Origin of the sequence: Massiliimalia timonensis (genome assembly GCF_900186585.1) — a bacterium.
GTDB classification, from domain to species: Bacteria; Bacillota; Clostridia; order Oscillospirales; family Ruminococcaceae; genus Massiliimalia; species Massiliimalia timonensis.
In genome coordinates, this window is sequence record NZ_FYDD01000003.1 from 108,798 (window position 1) to 126,691 (window position 17,894).

Here is a 17,894-nt window from a genome sequence, read left to right on the forward strand (position 1 = left end):
AAATAATAATTCATGATACTGGGGAGGAATTACAATGAAATTTTTTATTGACACAGCGAATGTAGAAGACATTAAAAAAGCAAATGACATGGGCGTTATTTGTGGTGTTACAACAAACCCATCCCTGATCGCAAAAGAAGGCAGAGATTTTAATGAAGTGATCAGCGAGATCGCTTCTATTGTAGACGGACCGATCAGCGGGGAAGTAAAGGCGACCACCGTTGACGCAGAAGGAATGATCAAAGAAGGCCGGGAAATTGCGAAGATCCATCCCAATATGGTGGTCAAGATCCCAATGACTGTAGAAGGCTTGAAAGCGACCAAGGTTTTGGCTAAAGAGGGTATCAAAACGAATGTAACGTTGATCTTCAGCGCGAATCAGGCTTTACTGGCTGCAAGGGCTGGCGCTACTTATGTTTCTCCTTTCTTAGGCAGACTGGACGATATTTCCTCTCCGGGGATCGACTTGATCCGCACGATCTCAGAAATTTTCCAGATCTATGGCATTGAAAGCGAGATCATCGCGGCAAGCGTTAGAAACCCGATCCATGTCACCGATTGCGCGCTGGCAGGGGCTGATATTGCAACGGTTCCATACAGCGTGATCGAACAGATGACAAAACATCCGCTGACCGACCAGGGGATTGCAAAATTCCAGGCAGACCATAAAGCGGTTTTCGGTGAATAATGAATATAAAAAAGGCCGGCAGCTTAAGTTGCCGGCCTTTTTGGGACGTGGTACTGGGATAAGGACAGACGATCTGTGTTCTGGAACGGACTGCTGCACGAAACATAAAAACCGCCTTATAAAATAAAGGCGGTTTTTATGTTTATGCTTCTTCAGCCATAGCAGGATCACTTTCCCGAGAAAGTCGTCCTGCTATGGCAAGGTTTTCTTCCAGAACAGCCAATATTTCCTGATTTGGATCCCGGTATCCAGCATTGAGCGCGGCCTGATAATTTTTCAGTGCTTCCTGCCGGCGGCCGGCCATGGAAAGCGCATGGGCATAGTTCATCCGCAGCACCGGATGCTGGGGAAGTTCTTTCAGTGCGCGTTCAAAAAGCGGGACTGATTTTTCGTAATCAGAGGTTTTGAAGTAGTATCCTCCCAGCTTATTGTAGGCAAAAGCGTTGCGCGGATTATAAAAAATAGCGTTTTCACAGCATTTAACCGCTTCACCCGGCTGGCCGGAATCAAAATAAATTGTTGCCAGATTAGACCACGCCATATCGTAAGAGGGATCTTCCTCCAGCGCGTATTTCAGGTATTCGATAGCGCGGCCAGTCTTCTTTTCTTCCACAGCGATCCGGCCGATCAAAAATAAAACACGGGCTTTGGCGCGGCCGGCTTCTGCAGCTTTAACCGCCTTTTTTAAATAATGGTAAGCGGCGTCGTAATGATCGCCGTACCAGGCCCGATAGCCTTTATAAAATAGCTTTTTAGCCTTTGGACATCCGTCGAAGTGGTTCGATGCGGCCTCCTGAAAATCATGCTTCATTTGATCGGTTTTCTGCTTATCTAACGAGGTGTAAAATGTGCTGGCTAATCCTAGTATCCCTGCGGCGGTGGGCAGCAATGCTTTGAGATAAAAGGAAAAGTCCCTGCCCTCGAAAGCGCCCATGACCATAACGACGGCGCAAAGGCCGATGATCAGGGAAAAAAGGAGACGGCGAAACAGTATTTTTTTGTTCATAAGGACCCGGGCCTTTCAAAAAGTTATGTCATAAAAAACTTCCCGCTTTAAGCGGGAAGTTTTTCTCCTACAGTGTTTTTACAAATTCTTTTAAATAGAGCTTAAAGTCTTCCCCGATTTCCCGGTGGTTACAGGCGGTTTCAACTGCGGCCTGCATGATCCCTAATTTGTTCCCCATATCATACCGGGTACCCAGAAAATCGACCCCGATCATTCCGGCCTGCTGGGCAAGGATCTTCATCGCATCGGTGAGCTGGTATTCTCCGCCCGCCCCGGTAGGGATGCCACGTAAGATCCCAAAGATCTCCGGCGGAAGGACGCAGCGCCCCAGGATCGAAAAGTTGGAGAATGCCGTTTCTGGGGTGGCCGGCTTTTCTACCATATCCGTGACCTTGTATACATTGTCCTTTAACGGACTGATTTTCAAAGAGGAGTATCGGGTCACCTGCTCAAACGGGACCTCTTTCATGGCGACACAGCCCAGCCCATATGTCTCATATTGGTCTAACAACTGTTTGCAGACAGGATGTTCGCCCATGATCACATCGTCCCCGTACAGGACAGCAAACGGTTCGTTCCCAACGAAAGGCCGTGCACACATAATGGCATGTCCCAGCCCTTTTGGCTGCTGCTGGCGGACATAAGTGATATTTGCCATTTCCGCGATCCGCAGGACCTCATCATGCATCTGTATTTTTCCACTGTCAGCTAGTTTTTGCTCCAATTCCGGAGCGCGGTCAAAATGGTCCTCTACCACATTTTTTCCTCTGCTCAAGATAATGCAGATATCCTCGATCCCGCTTTTAACGGCTTCTTCCACGATATATTGAATGGCAGGCTTGTCCACGATGGTAAGCATCTCTTTGGGCATTGCCTTAGTAGCTGGTAAAACACGGGTGCCTAAGCCCGCCGCTGGGATGACAGCTTTTTTGATCTTCATAAATAGTTCCTCGTCGTTTTTTAGTATTTTATATTATTATAACATAGGTATTGTAATGGTTCAACAGGATAAATCGAAAGATTTTCATAATTTTATCAGGTTTACCAATTTTTGTAGGCGGGCTGAATTTTTGTAGAAAATGGTTGACAAAATGAAAGCCTCCTGATATAATATATTACGTTGCTGAAGCGCAGTGACCTGTGCGGGTGTAGTTCAATGGTAGAATCCCAGCCTTCCAAGCTGGTCGCGTGGGTTCGATTCCCATCACCCGCTCCAATTTTTGTGCTGTTTTCGGACAGGCAGATATGCGCCCATAGCTCAGCTGGATAGAGCAACTGCCTTCTAAGCAGTAGGCCACAGGTTCGAATCCTGTTGGGCGTGCCAATTTAAATAACATATGGTGGGTATAGCTTAGTCGGTTAAAGCGCCAGATTGTGGTCCTGGAGACCGAGGGTTCGAATCCCTCTACCCACCCCACTAAAATTCTCGAATACGAAAGTGTTGGAGAATTTTATTTTATTCATTGGGCTATAGCCAAGCGGTAAGGCACTGGACTTTGACTCCAGCATTCCGTTGGTTCGAATCCAACTAGCCCAACCAGGGTCTGAACACATGCTTGTTTTGTGTTCAGACCTTTTTTATTGATTGACATCGTTCTTTATCAATGATATTGTTACATTAGATTATTGATTCTTTGGGCGGCGGCTTCGCAAACTTCTACCTATAAAAAGGAGCGATAGTATGGAGTTTTATTTTAAAAAATCAGGTGGAAAACTGCATCTTTACCGGAAAGACGGGCTTTTTGGAGAGGATATGGGTGAACTGGAGGAAACCTTTACCGGGAAATTGAAGACCTCTAAAATATTTGGTGAGAATTTTGAATTAAAAGACATATCCGGCCCTTTTTCAAAAGGAGATAAATATTCTATCAAAAGTTCCAAAGGTTTAGATGGCGTGATTGAGAAAAAGGCGTTCAGCGATAAATACACTTTGAAATAAGTATCTCCTATATTTTAAATATTATAACCAGATCATGCATAGATGCCTGAAGGATCTTGGTGTTCAAAAAAGGAGCTGATAGTATGGCAATAGAACGGGTAAGAGAATACTTTTTAAAATTGGGGATCGCAGAGCGCATTCAGGAATTTGATGTTTCGTCCGCAACGGTAGAGCTGGCAGCGCAGGCATTGGGCTGCGCACCGGAAAGGATCGCGAAAACACTGTCGTTTCTAACAGCTCAAGGATGTATTTTGGTTGTTGCCGCAGGGGATGCAAAAGTTGACAATGCAAAATACAAAGCGACCTTCCATGAGAAAGCAAAGATGATTCCGGCTGGCGACGTGGAGGCTTTAGTCGGGCACGCAGTAGGCGGAGTATGCCCTTTTGCTGTCAATGAAGGGGTCACGGTTTTTTTGGATGTTTCCTTAAAGCGGTTTGAAACGGTGTTTCCCGCCTGCGGAAGCAGCAACAGTGCAGTCTGGCTGACGATACCGGAGCTGGAACAGTATGCAGGAGCAGCTGGGTGGGTGGATGTGTGCAAAAACTGGGAGGACCCGGTTGAATAAAGGACAGGAGGATCAAATGGATTTTCGGGAGGAATTTTTAGAATTATACCGCGCCTATATCCACCGTGAGGGGGCGGAAAAGCTGCTGGATTATTTATTGTCGCCGCAGAGTGACTTTTTCACAGCGCCGGCGTCTACCCGGTTCCACGGCGCTTATCCGGGCGGATTGGCAGAACACAGCGTGAATGTTTATCACTGCCTGAAAGATTATCTGGCGAGGGAGCGTGTAAAGGAAGTTTACCAGCTTCAATATTCAGAAGAAACGATCGCGGTGGTATCCCTGCTGCATGATATTTGCAAGATCAACTGTTATAGGCCGGGAAAACGGAATGTGAAAGGCGAGGACGGAGTGTGGCGCTCTGTCGATACCTTTGAGTATGAAGACAAGCTTCCATATGGGCATGGGGAAAAATCGGTTTATATCATTACCGGATTTATGCGCCTGAGCCGGGAAGAGGCGTTTGCGATCCGCTATCATATGGGCTTTTCGGGAACAGAGGATATCCGCAATGTGGGCGCTTCCTTTGAACGGTTTCCGCTGAGTTTCGCACTGTGCACGGCCGACATGGAGGCAACGTATTTCCTAGAGGGGAAACAGCAGTAAGCACCCAGATACAGCCGGTAAGCGGAAGGAGGGAGTGTGGTTCCATGGATTATATTATTCGGGAGATGAAAGCAGAAGAGTATCCGCAGCTGCGCGGCTTTTTATATGAAGCGATCTTTCAGCGGGAGGGGGAAGCGGCGGCGCCTAAGAATATTGTGGAGGAGCCGGCGCTGCAACAGTATATCAAGGATTTTGGAATGTGGAAAGATGATATTTGCCTTTGTGCCGATGCGGCTGGGAAGCTTGTCGGTGCGGTTTGGGCAAGGGAGATTGACGGATATGGAAATACCGGGCGGGGCATACCGGAGCTTGCGCTTTCCCTTTATCCGCAATACCGTGGGCAGGGGATCGGTACCCAGCTGCTCAGGCAGATGCTTTGTTTGCTCCGTGATAAAGAATACCGGAAAGTTTCCCTTGCCGTCCAAAAGGATAACTATGCATTGCGGATGTATCAAAAAGCAGGATTTCAGATCGTTTCTGAAAATTCGGAGGAATATATTATGGAGTACCGTTTCCTTTAAAGCAAAACGTCAGGACCGAATCCCGGTCCTGACGTTTTTGCATCACTTTTTCATCATCCTAACGCCGCTGCTCCATGCTTGGCCGACCTTTTCGCCGACAGCATAATAACCGTTTTGGAATGGGTCAAACAGGAACGCGCCAAGCTTTTTCGGATCGACTTTTCCCGTTTCATCAAGCACACGTTCTTCTGCCTGAACACCTACGATTTCTCCGAGAACCCGGAACCCTGCGGCAGAATGTTGAAATTCTACCACCTTGCATTCCAGCGTCAGAGGAAATTCTTCGATAATGGGGGCGTCTACCTTTTGGCTTTTAACAGCGTGGAGGCCGCTCCGTTCAAATTTATCTTTCATTTTGTTCCCGGATGCGATCCCGAAAAAATCCGCTGCTTCTATGTGGGCAATATCTGCCACACTGATGGTAAACGCATTCCGCTGTTTTAAGTTTTTGGATGTTTTGTGGTCCTCATCCAGGTTTAATGCAACCATATTGTCTGCGCAGATGCCGCCCCAAGCCATGTTCATAACGTCAACGTCATGTTCTTCTCCATAGGTGGCGATCATTAGGACTGGCATAGGGAATAAATATGGTTTGACTCCAAGCTCTTTTTTCATGATGCTCCCTCCAGTATGATTTTGATACTTTTTATTATAGTTCTTTCAAAATAAAAAGCAAGGAGGCCTGGGGGGAATTAAAAAAGCGGCAGAAAATTTTTGCCGCTGACAGTTAAAACATGCAAAATGTGTCGATTTTTCAATGCCTTTACAACATGTTCACAAAGTTCTCACAAAATTTGGGTACACTGGGTTCAGCTGTCAAAATCATCCAAATAGGCTTGCGCCTCTTCCAAAGAGTCGGCGGTGATCCCTTCCTGCAGGCGCAGGATGTCCATTTCCGGGAGAGTATCGGTGTAAATTTCAAAAACTTCTTCCGGTTCGGTTAGATCAGAGCCATACAGGGCGATTTTTCCCTGATATTCCCGCAAAGTATATTTTGACTGTGCCGCCGCTATGCTCGATTCTGGGACTGTTGGAGGCGTTGGGACGACCGGCTTTAGCAGGGTGAAGCACAGGATCAAAATGATCCCAAGCAAAACAACTCCGCCGCCGATGATGAGGGTTCTCAGCGTAGTCTTGTTCATCATTGCGATCTTCTTTCTGTGGGTTTTGTTATCCTTAGTTTTGGCCGCAAAGGCAAAATTATACAGGTTCTTTGATTTTGTTAAAATTTATGTCTTAACAGACAGGAAAAAATATGATATAATGAAAAAACATGAAAAATAATAAAATAGGCGTCTTATGGAAAGAGGCCGGTCAAAAAGAAATACATGCAACCAGTAATAAGGGAGGATAGGCTGCTTATGAGTACAAACGGCAAAAAGAAAAAGCCGGGAAGACAGGTTATGCGTGGTTCAGAGTATCGCACCATGCAGGAAACAAAGCCTGTGATCAAACGAAAGAACTCTCATGTTGGGGTGCGCGCTACCAAGGCGATTTTTTTCAGTATCGGAAAGGTCTTTTTGATCATCTGCATGATCCTGCTGATCATCTGCTGTATCGTTGGGACAGCATTGACTGTCTTTGTGATGAAATACGTGGATTCTGACACAGGGATTGACCTAAACACCTTGGAGGTGTATTCTACCTCTGTTGTATATGGGGTGGATTCAAACGGCGAAGCGAAGGCAATGCAGAGCCTGCACCTGAATGGCCGGAGAGAATGGGTGGATTTGGCGGAGATCCCGCAGCATGTTCAGGATGCGTTTGTCTATACTGAGGACGAGCGTTTTATGGATCATGAGGGCGTGGACTGGGGAAGAACGCTTTCTTCCTTTTTAAAATTAGCTTTGAAACAGGACGCCAGTCAGGGTGGTTCCACCATCACCCAGCAGCTGATCAAGAATATCAACGGGGATTTTAACAACCGTACGATCGACGTAAAGATCCGCGAGATCTTAGGCGCGCTGCAGTTGGAGAGGCATAATGCGAAATCCTCTATCCTGGAAGCGTACTTAAATTATATTGACCTTGGGAATGGGAACTATGGGGTACAGGCTGCGGCAGAATACTATTTTGACAAAGATGTATCAGAACTGACCTATGCGGAGGCGGCAAGCCTTGCAGCGACGACCAAGTCCCCGAATAACATCAATATCTTGGACAATCCGGAACGGAATAAGGAGCGCCGCAGCTACAGCTTAAGAAAAATGCTGGAGTTCAATTCGATCACACAAGAGGAATATGAGGCTTCCTTGGAGGAAGAGATCAAGGTCATGGATCGAAAAGGCGACAATGCACAGGTTTTGGAAACGGACAACAAGGTATATAACTGGTATGTTGACGCTACCATTAAAAAAGTGCAGAAAGACCTGATGGATCAATATGGGCTAAGTGCAAACGAGGCCATGAATAAGATCAATGGCGGCGGCCTGCAGATCTATACTACCTGTCAGATCGACATGCAGAATTATCTGGAAGATTATTTCTTGGATGACAGTAATTTCTTTTATCTAGAACAGGAACACCCGCCGGAAGGCGCCGCGATCATCATGGACTATCAAGGAAACGTGCAGGCGGTTGTGGGCAGCCGGAACAAAAAGGAAGGAAACCTTGTCAACAGCCGCGCTACCGACGACATTCGGTCTGCCGGTTCTGCAATGAAACCTATCACCACCTATGCGCCGGCGGTTAACTCTGACCTGATCACCTGGTCGACCATGATGGTAGACGAACCGAAAACTACCAAAAACGGAAAAGACTGGCCTAAAAACTATGAGCAGTCCTGGTCCAGAAGAGGGATCACGATGGTAGACGCCCTGACGGTTTCTAAAAACACCATTCCTGTAGAACTGATCCAGAGACTCGGGGTTGATTATTGCTACAACTTCCTAAAAAATGACCTTCATGTCAGCACATTAGGTAACAACAACGACAAGGCAGAAAACCTGACCCTTGGTATGACCGACTATGGGGTAAAGCTGGATGAGCTGTGCGCCGCTTATGCGATCTTTGGTAATAACGGGAATTATAATACCCCTAAATATTACACCAAAGTGGTTGATATGAACGGGAAGGTTTTGTTGGAAAACGAGCCGGAAAATAGCTATGCGATCGATTCCAGCTCTGCTTATATCATGAACAAGATGATGCAGCAGGTCATTGAAGCGCCGAACGGCACGGGACGTCAAGCGAGGATGAACCGCTTCACCATTGCTGGGAAAACCGGTACATCTGATGACAACTTGGAATTTTCGTTTGTTGGGCTGAATCCGTATTATGTAACGGCGATCCGTTTCGGTTACGACCAGAATGATAAGATTTATACGGAAACAGAACAGCGGAATATTAAATATAAAGTCAATAAGCCGCAGGTTATTTATAAGGACATCATGACAGACCTGCTGAAGGATTATGACAGTGCAGACTTTGAGTTGGATGACAGCGGAGTTGTTCAGAAACGGTACTGTACTGTTACCGGCCTGTTGGCAGGTCCTGGATGCAGCAGCAAGGTGGGTTATTATAAAGAAAGCAATCTGCCCAATACCTGTACCGGGCATTATTCATCCCGGACAGCAAGTAATACAGATGACGAATAAACAGCAAAGAAGGCGGAAACCAGTGGTTCCGCCTTCTTCTTTCATCAACGAAAGGGGATCAAAGCATGAAACGATTTTTAATTCAGAACGAAAAACATGAGCTTCAGGTCAGTAAGGTGATCTTCGGAACCACATATCTTGGCAACATGGGAGAAAAAGAGGCTTTTCCGCAGCTTGACCGCTATTTTGAACTGGGCGGTAGATGCATCGACACGGCGCGTATCTATTCTAATTTTGAACCGGACGACCGCCGTCCCAGTGAGGAGGTAATTGGTGCGTGGTTCCAAAGTACAGGGCTTCGCAAGGAAATTGTTTTGTCTACGAAAGGCGCGCACCCGCCTTTTGGAAAAATGGATCAGTCCCGGCTTGGCAGAGACGATCTGTGTTTTGATTTGGAGCAGAGCTTAAATGCGCTAAAAACAGATTATATCGATCTATACTGGCTGCACCGGGATGATGTAAACGTTCCGGTGGAAGGGATCGTCGACACGCTCAACGATTTTGCCAGACAGGGGATGGTGCGTTGCTTTGGTGCGTCTAACTGGTCTGTAGAACGGTTGCTGGAAGCAAACAGCTATGCTGAAAAGAGTGGCCAGCTTGGATTCTCTGCCAGCCAGATCCAGTGGTCACTGGCCCTTTGCACGCCACAGAGCCTTGGTGATCCAACGTTGGTTTGTATGACGGATGAAACGAGAAGGGCCTATTTGGAGCACGGGATCCCGGTCATGGCCTATAACGCACAGGCAAAAGGGCTGTTTTCCAAGCTTGCCCAGTGCGGCGAAGAAGACCTGCCGCAAAAGGTCAAAAAGCGGTTTCTATGCCCGGAGCTTCGCCAAGAAAACCTTGCCCGCTTCCATCGGGTAATGGAACTGAGCAAGCAGTATGGCGTCAGCCCGGCGGTAATTACGCTTGCGTTTTTGACAGGGCAGAAGCTGCCTACTGGCACGATCATTGGCTGTTCTAAGATTTCGCAATTGGAAGACAGCATGATGGCGCAGGATTTCCAGCTGAAACCAGAAGAGATCCGCTGGCTGGAAGGTAAATAAAAAATGAAAAATGTTAATTTTCTATGAACAAAATCGGCATTCCCCCTAAAAGATATGGTACAATCTATAATAAGAAATGATTTTAAATCAGATAGGAGCAGCCATTCATGATTAGAAGTATGACAGGATACGGCCGCAGCCAGCAGATACTGAACGGCCGCGATATTTCTGTGGAGATCCGTTCGGTGAATCACCGCTTTTTCGAGTTCTCCGCCCGGGTCCCCCGGATCTACGGATACCTGGAAGAAAAGATGAAATCCTTTGTCCAAGGACGGGTGTCCCGCGGGAAGATCGACGTCAATGTTACTGTTTTTACCGTAGAGGGGAAAGAATCCGAGGTTGAGATCAACAAATCTCTGGCAAAGGGTTATGTAGAGGCCCTGCGCGAATTAAAAGAGGAATTTGACCTGATTGACGACCTTTCCCTTTCCTCTATCGCCCGGTTTGGCGATATTTTTTCCGTCCGGAAAGCGCCGGAAGATGAAGAGGTCGTTTGGGCTGATGTCCAGGTTGTTGCCCAAGAGGCGGTACAAAAATTTGTTGAGATGCGGGAAGCGGAAGGGCATCGCCTGAAAGAGGATGTCTTGGCAAAATTACGCCGTATTGAGGATCTGGTGGGGCAGATCGAAACGCTTTCCCCGCAAACAGTAGTAAGCTACCGGGAACGGCTGACTGCCAAAATGAAGGAAGTTTTACAGGATCAGAATGTGGACGAACAAAGGTTATTGCTGGAAGCGGCGATCTATTCGGAAAAAATTGCTGTTGATGAAGAGACGGTACGGTTAAGGAGCCATTTAAGACAGTTTACCGAGCTGTTAGAAACAGATCAGGCTGTGGGACGCAAGCTCGACTTTTTGGTTCAGGAACTGAACCGGGAAACCAATACGATCGGTTCCAAGGCGCAAAATATTGAGATCACCGGCATGGTGGTGGAAATAAAATCCGAGATTGAAAAGATCCGGGAACAGATCCAGAACATCGAATAGTGGAAAAAGGGGGAAACAATGATGAAGCTGATCAATATTGGGTTTGGGAACATGGTTTCTGCAAATCGTTTGATTGCGATCGTCAGCCCGGAGTCCGCGCCGATCAAGAGGATTATCCAGGAGGCGCGCGATAAGGGGCTTTTGATTGATGCAACTTACGGAAGAAGAACGCGGGCTGTGATCATGATGGACAGCGACCATGTGGTACTGTCGGCGATCCAGCCGGAAACCGTTGCCAACCGTTTAGACGAGGATGAGGATGAAGATGAATAAAAAAGGCTTGCTGCTGGTCCTTTCCGGTCCCTCTGGATGCGGGAAAGGGACTGTACTGAAGGAACTGCTGGCAACGGAAGAAAATATTTTCCTTTCCGTTTCCGCTACCACCCGTTCCCCGCGGCCCGGTGAGGAGAACGGAACGCACTATTTCTTTTTGAGTAAGGAAGAATTTGAGGGGGAGATCGCGCGGGATGGGATGCTGGAGCATGCCTGCTACTGCGGGAACTATTACGGGACCCCCAAAAAGCCGGTATTTGAGCGCTGTGAAAAGGGGCAGCACGTTATTTTAGAAATTGAGGTTCAGGGCGCCAAACAGGTGATAAATTCCCAGCCGGAAGCAGTTTCGATCTTTATCATGCCACCCAGCTTAGCGGAGCTGGAGCGCCGTTTGGTGGACCGGCAGACAGAAGATGAGGAAACGGTGCGGCGCCGGCTGGCCACTGCGGTGGAAGAGATGAAGCAGGCAAAGGATTATGACTATATTGTGGTGAACAATACCGTGGCGGAGGCCGTAAAAGACATTGCGGCGATCATCCGCGCGGAACAGAACAGGACCTGCCGGATGGCAGAGATGATCCAAGATAACTGAGAGGAGAAAGAATATTATGATGCACAGACCAGCTAGTACAGAGATCTTAAAAAACGGGGAAAGCTATTACTCTTTGGTGATCGCTGTTGCAAAACGCGCTCGTGAGATCGCAGAAGATGCAGAAGAGCAGCACACAGAGCTGCTGGAAAAACCGGTTCAGGTGGCAGTAGAAGAATTCGCCAAGGGAAAATATAAATTGGTAGAGCAGGAAGGTATTGGCGAAAAAGCGGAATAGCCTGCGGAGGTGACTGGAATGGAAAACCAAAAGACAGTCGTTCTGGGCGTCTGTGGGGGGATTGCGGCCTATAAGCTGGCGGATCTCGCCAGCAAGCTGTCGAAAGAGCAGTATGACGTGCATGTGATCATGACTAAAAACGCCACGGAATTTATTACTCCCCTGACCTTTGAAACCCTGACAGGGAATAAATGTATCGTTGATACCTTTGATCGGGATTTTCAGTGGGATGTCAAGCATATTTCGCTCGCCAAACGCGCCGCCCTTGCTTTGATTGCGCCGGCAACTGCAAATGTGATCGCAAAGCTGGCAAATGGGATCGCAGACGATATGCTGACAACGACCGTGCTTGCCATGAAGTGCCCGGTACTGGTATCGCCGTCCATGAATACGGCGATGTATGAACATCCCGCGACCCAAAGAAATATGGAGACCCTGCGTAGCTATGGTTACCGTTTGATCGAACCGGAATCTGGGGTACTGGCATGTAAGGATGTTGGAAAAGGGCGGCTCCCAAAAACAGAGGTGCTGTATGAAGAGATCCGCCAAGTGCTTGCCTATCCCAAAGATTTGGCCGGAAAACAGGTTTTGGTGACTGCCGGCCCTACTCAGGAATCGGTGGACCCCGTTCGGTATCTCACCAATCATTCTACTGGGAAAATGGGGTATGAGATCGCGCGCGCCGCATATCTGCGGGGCGCGGAAGTGACCTTGGTCACCGGCCCATGCCACCTCCCGCCGCCCTATGGGGTAAAAGCGGTGCAGGTTACCTCCGCACAGGATATGTTCGAGGCGGTAAAGGCTGAGGCTGATACTTCGGACATCATCATAAAGGCTGCGGCGGTGGCTGATTTTACCCCTGCGGAAAAGGCCGCGGAGAAAATCAAAAAGCAAGGCCGCAAAACTGCGCAGATCAACCTGCGGGCCACTACGGATATTTTAAAATACCTTGGGGAACACAAGCATGAGGGCCAGCTTTTGTGCGGCTTTTCCATGGAAACGGAACAGATGCTGGAACACTCCCGGGAAAAGCTTTTGCGCAAGAACGCCGACATGATCGTGGCGAACAGCCTGCGCCAGCAGGGCGCCGGTTTTGGGGGCGACACGAATATCGTCACCCTGATCACCCGGCAGGACGAAACTGCCCTGCCCCAGATGAGCAAGGAAATGGTGGCGCATGCGGTGCTGGATAAATTATTGACATTCGGAAAATAAACTGGAGGGAAAGGGCAAATGGCTGATCAGGTAACGATCGCAAAGGTCTATGTGGAAAAAGCTGCCTATCATTTTGATAAGCCCTTTGACTATCTGGTTCCGGAACAACTGTCCGCTACCCTGCAAAGGGGGTGCCGGGTGGTGGTCCCGTTTGGAAACGGGAACCGCCGCCGGCAGGGTTTAGTGGATGGGATCGATACGGTTCCTGCTCCGGAAAAGGCACTTAAGCCTGTCCTGCTTCAAATTGATACAGAACCGGTTTTTTCGGAAGAGATGTTCCGTCTGGCACGGTTTATGGTTATTAACACGTTCTGTACCTTTTATGATGCGGTAAAGACCATTCTGCCCAATGGGCTGAACATGAACCTCTCGCAGGAATACCGCTTGACCCGGATTCCTGAGGAGGATGAACTTTCGGGATTTACTTTTGAAGAACGCAACCTGATCGCTTTTTTGAGGAAAGAGAAAACCGACCGGGAACTGGATGAATATCTGGCCCTGCAAAAGAGCACGGGAAAGCATAAGCTGGTTGACGGGTTGATTGCGAAAGGGATCGTTGCGGTTTCAGATTCTGCGAAGCAAAAGGTATCGGATAAAAATATTGCGTTGCTCCGGTTGAGTGATGAATACTTGAATGGTGACTGGGAAGGAAAGCTGACTCCGAAGCAGAAGGAAGTAGTTACTTTTCTGGAACAGAACATCACGGCTGATAAAAAGGAAGTGATGTATTTCTGCGGAGTGGGGGAAGGCGTGCTACGCACCCTTGTTCAGCGGCAGGTTTGTACCTATGTACAAAAGATGGTGTACCGGATTCCTGACGCTGGGGATGGGAAAGCTGAAAGCCTGGAACAGATTGCCCTTTCCCCAGCACAGCAAGAAGTATTTGACGGAATCAGCGCCCTGCTCCGGGAACACAAAGCACAGGTGGCGCTCCTTCATGGTGTAACGGGAAGCGGAAAAACACAGGTGTTTATCAAGCTGATCGAGCAAGTGATAAAAAACGGGGAGCAGGCGCTGATGCTGGTGCCGGAGATTTCGCTGACTCCCCAGATGGTGGGCCGCTTCAAAGCCCTGTTCGGCGAGCAGGTGGCGGTGATGCACAGCAGCCTGTCGTTGGGGGAACGCTTGGACGAGTTCAAGCGGATCCGGGACGGCAAGGCGAGCATTGTTGTGGGAACGCGCAGCGCCGTGTTTGCACCGTTCCAAAAGATCGGGATCATTATCATGGACGAGGAGGGGGAACCTTCCTACAAATCAGAAGCAGCGCCGCGCTACCATACAAGGGAAATTGCAAAATTCCGATGTGTGGAGCATCAGGCTCTTTTATTGCTTGCCTCTGCCACCCCTTCGGTGGAAAGCCGTTACAAGGCGCAGGAGGGAGTCTACCGTTATTTTGAACTAAAAGAGCGGTATGCCGACGCCGACCTGCCGGAAGTGTTTTTGGTAGATATGAAAGAGGAGGAACGGCAGGCAAATGTGGCTTCTTTAAGCGGGATGCTGAAAAAGGAGATTAGAAAAAACTTAGAACGCGGGGAGCAGACGATCCTGTTCATCAACCGTAGGGGCTACCAGACAGCGATGCAGTGCATTGACTGCGGGGAGGCTGTGAAATGCCCCCACTGCGATGCGGCGCTGACCTATCACCGGGACAACGGATACATGATGTGCCATTACTGTGGGCATTCTGCCCGTCCGCCGAAAGAGTGTCCCTCCTGCGGGGGACAGCATTTAAAGCTGACCGGACTAGGCACCCAAAAATTGCAGGAGGAGTTGGAAAGCCTGTTCCCGCAGGCGCGGGTGCTTCGGATGGATACGGATACGACCTATTCCCGGTATGCTTACGGAGAAAATTTTGAAGCGTTCGGGCGGCGGGAATACGATATTTTGCTGGGCACCCAGATGATCGCAAAGGGATTGGACTTTCCAAACGTGACCTTGGTGGGGGTGCTGAATGCAGACGCTGGGCTTTACGCCCCGGATTACCGCAGTGCGGAGCGGGTGTTTTCGCTGATCACCCAAGTGGTGGGGCGGAGCGGCCGGGCCCAAAAAAGCGGCCGGGCATATATCCAAACCTATCTGCCGGAGCATCCGGTGATCAGCTTTGCCGCACAGCAGGATTACGAGAGCTTTTTTGGCGATGAGATCGCGGCGCGTAAAATTTTACGGTATCCTCCGTTTTGCGATGTCTGCACGGTCAGCTTCAGCGGCACGGACCCCAACGCGGTCGCCGCGGCGGCCAAACAGTTTTTGCGGATCATGCGGCGGCAGGCAGAGGGATATACAGGGAAATTATCCTTTCAGGCTTTAGGACCCATGAAGGCCGCCATGTATAAAATGGGCGGGAAATACCGGGAAAAGATCGTTATAAAATGCAGGTGCACAAGCGCCTTTAAACAATATCTGCGGCACTGCCTGTTTGCGGTGAGCAGGGAAAAAAGCTTTCGCCGGATCACGGTATATGCCGATGTAAACGGCGACATCAATTCATAAAAGAAAGGAAGAAAGAAATGGCACTGAGAACGATTTATCTGGAAGATGACGAAGTACTGAGAAAGGTTTCCAAGCCAGTTACAGAATTTAATCAGAAATTATGGGATTTATTGGATGATATGGCGCAAACTATGTATCATGCGGAGGGTGTCGGCCTGGCAGCTGTTCAGGTGGGGATCCTGCGTCAGGCGGTCGTGATCGATGTTGGTGAAGGCCTGATAGAACTGGTCAATCCAAAGATCGTGTCGGAAAAGGGAGAGCAGACCGATCTGGAAGGCTGTTTGTCCTGCCCGCGGCAGTATGGTCGCGTGACCCGCCCTGCAAAGGTGAAGGTAGTCGCGCAGGACCGCAACGGCAAGGAATTCACCATCAAAGGGGAAGAATTGCTTGCAAGGGCGCTTTGCCATGAAATAGACCACCTTTCCGGAAAGATTTTTAAAGATATCGCAACCGAAATGGTGGAAGTGAAAGAGGAAGAATAACCATGAGGATCGTATTTATGGGGACCCCGGATTTTGCAGTCCCCTGCCTTCAGGCGTTGCTGGAGGCTTCTTATGATGTGGTTGGGGTGTTTACTCAGCCGGATAAACCCAAAGGACGCGGGCACAAGGTACTGCCGCCGCCGGTAAAGGAACTAGCTTTAAAGCAGGGGATTCCGGTTTATCAGCCGGTAAGCTTGAAAACAGAGGAGTCCTTAGCACAGCTTACCGGACTGGCGCCGGATTTGATTGTTGTAGTCGCTTACGGGAAGATTCTTCCCAAAGCGGTGCTGGAGCTGCCAAGGTTTGGCTGTATCAATGTTCATGCGTCCCTACTGCCAAAATACCGCGGCGCGGGACCGATCCAGTGGAGCGTGCTCAACGGGGAAACAGTTACCGGCGTTACCACCATGTATATGGCGCAGGGCTTGGATACCGGCGATATGCTGTTAAAACAGGAAACGCCGATCGGGGAGAATGAAACCGCTTCGGAACTGCATGACAGGCTTTCCGCCATCGGCGCTTCGGTGCTGTTGGATACCCTGCGGGCACTGAAAGAGGGGAAGCTTTCCCCGCAAAAACAGGACGATGCGCTGGCTACCCACGCACCGATGCTTTCTAAAGAGCTTTCCTTGCTCGACTTTCATAAGCCGGCGCAGATGGTGCATAATCAAATTAGGGGCTTATCTTCTTGGCCGTGCGCGGCGACTACCCTGCACGGGAAACGGCTGAAGGTTTACCGTTCTGAACTGGCACCGGGCAAGCAGGCGGAACCGGGTACTGTTTTAAGTGGAAAGCAGCTGGTCGTTGCCTGCGGCGACGGGGGAGCAGTCCATTTGACAGAAGTGCAGTTTGAAGGTTCTAAACGAATGAAAAGTGAAGACTTCCTGCGCGGGCATCGGGTGGAACCGGGTACCGTTTTGGGAGCCGAATAAAAGGAGAACAAAGAAAGTATGCCGTTTTTTTATATTGACCATTATTATTGGCTGTTAGTTGTTCCGGCGCTTTTGATTGCGGCGGTGGCGCAGTGGAATGTATCGTCCGCTTTCCGAAAATACAGTCGGGTCGGGAACGCAAGAGGTTACACAGGCTATCAGGTGGCGCGGTTTATCTTGGATTCCAACGGGCTTCACCATGTCAGGATCGAACGGGTGGCAGGCTCTTTGACTGACCACTTTGATCCAAGCAAAAGCGTGGTGCGCCTTTCGGATGCTGTATATAGCTCCACTTCTGTGGCGGCGATCGGGGTGGCGGCACATGAGTGCGGGCATGCGATTCAGCACAATGTCGGGTATTTCCCGATCAAAATACGGACCGCGATCGTACCGATCACCCAAATTGGCTCTACCTTGGCTTTCCCTCTGGCGATTATTGGGCTGATCATGGGGGCGCCGATGCTGGTATCGGCAGGGATTATTTTGTTTTCCATCGTAGTGGTGTTTCAACTGGTTACCCTGCCGGTGGAATTTAACGCCAGTGCACGCGCATTGCGCACCCTTACCGATGACCATATTTTAGAAGAAGGGGAAGAATACCGGGGAGCTAAAAAGATGCTGACCGCGGCAGGCCTGACATATGTTGCGGCGCTTTTGACATCGCTGGCACAGCTGCTCCGTTTGATTTTACTGGCGAACCGGAGAAACGACTAGAAGGAGAGC

20 protein-coding genes and 4 tRNA genes are annotated in these 17,894 nt (G+C 49.1%); 20 read left to right on the forward strand and 4 right to left on the reverse strand.

Annotated features, from left to right (window positions below; genetic code table 11):
- The first annotated feature begins 34 nt into the window (after window positions 1–34).
- Window positions 35–688, forward strand: coding sequence for a fructose-6-phosphate aldolase (gene fsa, locus CIB36_RS02465; RefSeq protein ID WP_093988039.1), 654 nt, complete (start codon window positions 35–37; stop codon window positions 686–688).
- Between the two features lie 142 nt (window positions 689–830).
- Here the strand turns inward: fsa and CIB36_RS02470 are convergent, their stop codons facing one another.
- Together CIB36_RS02470 and galU are read right to left on the reverse strand one after the other, a co-directional pair.
- On the reverse strand, window positions 831–1,694 hold the full coding sequence (locus tag CIB36_RS02470; protein WP_093988040.1) for a tetratricopeptide repeat protein: 864 nt from the start codon (window positions 1,692–1,694) through the stop codon (window positions 831–833).
- Window positions 1,695–1,761: 67 nt separating this feature from the next.
- Window positions 1,762–2,634, reverse strand: a complete 873-nt coding sequence (gene galU, locus CIB36_RS02475) for a UTP--glucose-1-phosphate uridylyltransferase GalU (RefSeq protein WP_093988041.1) — start codon at window positions 2,632–2,634, stop codon at window positions 1,762–1,764.
- 202 nt (window positions 2,635–2,836) lie between these two features.
- Between galU and CIB36_RS02480 the strand changes: the two genes are divergently transcribed.
- From CIB36_RS02480 to CIB36_RS02515, 8 genes are all read left to right on the forward strand, one after another.
- Window positions 2,837–2,910 (forward strand) — tRNA-Gly (locus CIB36_RS02480).
- A gap of 31 nt (window positions 2,911–2,941) precedes the next feature.
- Window positions 2,942–3,018, forward strand: a tRNA-Arg gene (locus CIB36_RS02485).
- A gap of 16 nt (window positions 3,019–3,034) precedes the next feature.
- A tRNA-His gene (locus CIB36_RS02490) sits at window positions 3,035–3,111 on the forward strand.
- A 47-nt stretch (window positions 3,112–3,158) separates the two neighbouring features.
- A tRNA-Gln gene (locus CIB36_RS02495) sits at window positions 3,159–3,234 on the forward strand.
- Window positions 3,235–3,375: 141 nt separating this feature from the next.
- Window positions 3,376–3,633: a hypothetical protein gene (locus tag CIB36_RS02500; RefSeq protein WP_093988042.1), complete on the forward strand. Its 258-nt coding sequence runs from the start codon at window positions 3,376–3,378 to the stop codon at window positions 3,631–3,633.
- A gap of 83 nt (window positions 3,634–3,716) precedes the next feature.
- Window positions 3,717–4,199 carry a YbaK/EbsC family protein gene (locus CIB36_RS02505; protein ID WP_093988043.1) on the forward strand — a complete coding sequence of 161 codons (483 nt, stop codon included), beginning with the start codon at window positions 3,717–3,719 and terminating at the stop codon, window positions 4,197–4,199.
- A gap of 16 nt (window positions 4,200–4,215) precedes the next feature.
- On the forward strand, window positions 4,216–4,803 hold the full coding sequence (locus CIB36_RS02510) for a hydrolase (protein WP_093988949.1): 588 nt from the start codon (window positions 4,216–4,218) through the stop codon (window positions 4,801–4,803).
- A gap of 44 nt (window positions 4,804–4,847) precedes the next feature.
- Window positions 4,848–5,324 (forward strand): GNAT family N-acetyltransferase, encoded by a 477-nt coding sequence (locus CIB36_RS02515; protein WP_093988044.1) that lies wholly within the window; start codon window positions 4,848–4,850, stop codon window positions 5,322–5,324.
- 42 nt (window positions 5,325–5,366) lie between these two features.
- Here the strand turns inward: CIB36_RS02515 and CIB36_RS02520 are convergent, their stop codons facing one another.
- Together CIB36_RS02520 and CIB36_RS02525 are read right to left on the reverse strand one after the other, a co-directional pair.
- Entirely contained in the window at window positions 5,367–5,939 is a 573-nt protein-coding gene (locus CIB36_RS02520; protein ID WP_093988045.1) for a flavin reductase family protein, read from the reverse strand.
- A gap of 194 nt (window positions 5,940–6,133) precedes the next feature.
- Window positions 6,134–6,469 (reverse strand): hypothetical protein, encoded by a 336-nt coding sequence (locus CIB36_RS02525; protein WP_154824789.1) that lies wholly within the window; start codon window positions 6,467–6,469, stop codon window positions 6,134–6,136.
- A gap of 216 nt (window positions 6,470–6,685) precedes the next feature.
- On the opposite strand from CIB36_RS02525, the gene CIB36_RS02530 reads away from it, so the two are divergent.
- From CIB36_RS02530 to CIB36_RS02580, 11 genes are all read left to right on the forward strand, one after another.
- Complete coding sequence (locus CIB36_RS02530; RefSeq protein ID WP_158662554.1) at window positions 6,686–8,920, forward strand: transglycosylase domain-containing protein; 2,235 nt, start codon at window positions 6,686–6,688, stop codon at window positions 8,918–8,920.
- Window positions 8,921–8,985: 65 nt separating this feature from the next.
- On the forward strand, window positions 8,986–9,966 hold the full coding sequence (locus tag CIB36_RS02535) for an aldo/keto reductase (RefSeq protein ID WP_093988048.1): 981 nt from the start codon (window positions 8,986–8,988) through the stop codon (window positions 9,964–9,966).
- Window positions 9,967–10,073: 107 nt separating this feature from the next.
- Entirely contained in the window at window positions 10,074–10,952 is an 879-nt protein-coding gene (locus CIB36_RS02540) for a YicC/YloC family endoribonuclease (RefSeq protein ID WP_093988049.1), read from the forward strand.
- Window positions 10,953–10,973: 21 nt separating this feature from the next.
- On the forward strand, window positions 10,974–11,225 hold the full coding sequence (gene remA / locus CIB36_RS02545; protein ID WP_093988950.1) for an extracellular matrix/biofilm regulator RemA: 252 nt from the start codon (window positions 10,974–10,976) through the stop codon (window positions 11,223–11,225).
- A complete protein-coding gene (gene gmk / locus CIB36_RS02550; RefSeq protein ID WP_093988050.1) occupies window positions 11,218–11,817 on the forward strand; it encodes a guanylate kinase in 600 nt (199 codons plus the stop codon). The genes remA and gmk overlap by 8 nt, the downstream gene beginning before the upstream one ends.
- A 16-nt stretch (window positions 11,818–11,833) precedes the next feature.
- The gene (gene rpoZ / locus CIB36_RS02555; RefSeq protein WP_324612333.1) at window positions 11,834–12,052 is read left to right on the forward strand and encodes a DNA-directed RNA polymerase subunit omega; all 219 of its coding nucleotides are present in this window, start codon (window positions 11,834–11,836) and stop codon (window positions 12,050–12,052) included.
- A gap of 18 nt (window positions 12,053–12,070) precedes the next feature.
- Window positions 12,071–13,267: a bifunctional phosphopantothenoylcysteine decarboxylase/phosphopantothenate--cysteine ligase CoaBC gene (gene coaBC / locus CIB36_RS02560; protein ID WP_093988051.1), complete on the forward strand. Its 1,197-nt coding sequence runs from the start codon at window positions 12,071–12,073 to the stop codon at window positions 13,265–13,267.
- A gap of 18 nt (window positions 13,268–13,285) precedes the next feature.
- Window positions 13,286–15,757 (forward strand): replication restart helicase PriA, encoded by a 2,472-nt coding sequence (gene priA, locus CIB36_RS02565; protein WP_093988052.1) that lies wholly within the window; start codon window positions 13,286–13,288, stop codon window positions 15,755–15,757.
- Between the two features lie 17 nt (window positions 15,758–15,774).
- Window positions 15,775–16,239 carry a peptide deformylase gene (gene def, locus CIB36_RS02570; RefSeq protein ID WP_093988053.1) on the forward strand — a complete coding sequence of 155 codons (465 nt, stop codon included), beginning with the start codon at window positions 15,775–15,777 and terminating at the stop codon, window positions 16,237–16,239.
- Between the two features lie 2 nt (window positions 16,240–16,241).
- Window positions 16,242–17,171, forward strand: a complete 930-nt coding sequence (fmt, locus tag CIB36_RS02575; protein ID WP_093988054.1) for a methionyl-tRNA formyltransferase — start codon at window positions 16,242–16,244, stop codon at window positions 17,169–17,171.
- A gap of 18 nt (window positions 17,172–17,189) precedes the next feature.
- Window positions 17,190–17,885, forward strand: coding sequence for a zinc metallopeptidase (locus CIB36_RS02580; RefSeq protein WP_093988055.1), 696 nt, complete (start codon window positions 17,190–17,192; stop codon window positions 17,883–17,885).
- Window positions 17,886–17,894: the final 9 nt, after the last annotated feature.

What these genes read in the sequence shown, in the direction of transcription:
- CIB36_RS02520 (WP_093988045.1), bottom strand. Translation starts at nt 5,939, where the DNA reads ATGAAAAAAGAGCTTGGAGTCAAACCATATTTATTCCCTATGCCAGTC.
- coaBC (WP_093988051.1), top strand. Translation starts at nt 12,071, where the DNA reads ATGGAAAACCAAAAGACAGTCGTTCTGGGCGTCTGTGGGGGGATTGCG.
- CIB36_RS02535 (WP_093988048.1), top strand. Translation starts at nt 8,986, where the DNA reads ATGAAACGATTTTTAATTCAGAACGAAAAACATGAGCTTCAGGTCAGT.
- CIB36_RS02530 (WP_158662554.1), top strand. Translation starts at nt 6,686, where the DNA reads ATGAGTACAAACGGCAAAAAGAAAAAGCCGGGAAGACAGGTTATGCGT.
- fsa (WP_093988039.1), top strand. Translation starts at nt 35, where the DNA reads ATGAAATTTTTTATTGACACAGCGAATGTAGAAGACATTAAAAAAGCA.
- priA (WP_093988052.1), top strand. Translation starts at nt 13,286, where the DNA reads ATGGCTGATCAGGTAACGATCGCAAAGGTCTATGTGGAAAAAGCTGCC.
- CIB36_RS02540 (WP_093988049.1), top strand. Translation starts at nt 10,074, where the DNA reads ATGATTAGAAGTATGACAGGATACGGCCGCAGCCAGCAGATACTGAAC.
- galU (WP_093988041.1), bottom strand. Translation starts at nt 2,634, where the DNA reads ATGAAGATCAAAAAAGCTGTCATCCCAGCGGCGGGCTTAGGCACCCGT.
- fmt (WP_093988054.1), top strand. Translation starts at nt 16,242, where the DNA reads ATGAGGATCGTATTTATGGGGACCCCGGATTTTGCAGTCCCCTGCCTT.
- gmk (WP_093988050.1), top strand. Translation starts at nt 11,218, where the DNA reads ATGAATAAAAAAGGCTTGCTGCTGGTCCTTTCCGGTCCCTCTGGATGC.
- CIB36_RS02505 (WP_093988043.1), top strand. Translation starts at nt 3,717, where the DNA reads ATGGCAATAGAACGGGTAAGAGAATACTTTTTAAAATTGGGGATCGCA.
- CIB36_RS02525 (WP_154824789.1), bottom strand. Translation starts at nt 6,469, where the DNA reads ATGATGAACAAGACTACGCTGAGAACCCTCATCATCGGCGGCGGAGTT.
- remA (WP_093988950.1), top strand. Translation starts at nt 10,974, where the DNA reads ATGAAGCTGATCAATATTGGGTTTGGGAACATGGTTTCTGCAAATCGT.
- def (WP_093988053.1), top strand. Translation starts at nt 15,775, where the DNA reads ATGGCACTGAGAACGATTTATCTGGAAGATGACGAAGTACTGAGAAAG.
- CIB36_RS02515 (WP_093988044.1), top strand. Translation starts at nt 4,848, where the DNA reads ATGGATTATATTATTCGGGAGATGAAAGCAGAAGAGTATCCGCAGCTG.
- rpoZ (WP_324612333.1), top strand. Translation starts at nt 11,834, where the DNA reads ATGATGCACAGACCAGCTAGTACAGAGATCTTAAAAAACGGGGAAAGC.
- CIB36_RS02580 (WP_093988055.1), top strand. Translation starts at nt 17,190, where the DNA reads ATGCCGTTTTTTTATATTGACCATTATTATTGGCTGTTAGTTGTTCCG.
- CIB36_RS02500 (WP_093988042.1), top strand. Translation starts at nt 3,376, where the DNA reads ATGGAGTTTTATTTTAAAAAATCAGGTGGAAAACTGCATCTTTACCGG.
- CIB36_RS02470 (WP_093988040.1), bottom strand. Translation starts at nt 1,694, where the DNA reads ATGAACAAAAAAATACTGTTTCGCCGTCTCCTTTTTTCCCTGATCATC.
- CIB36_RS02510 (WP_093988949.1), top strand. Translation starts at nt 4,216, where the DNA reads ATGGATTTTCGGGAGGAATTTTTAGAATTATACCGCGCCTATATCCAC.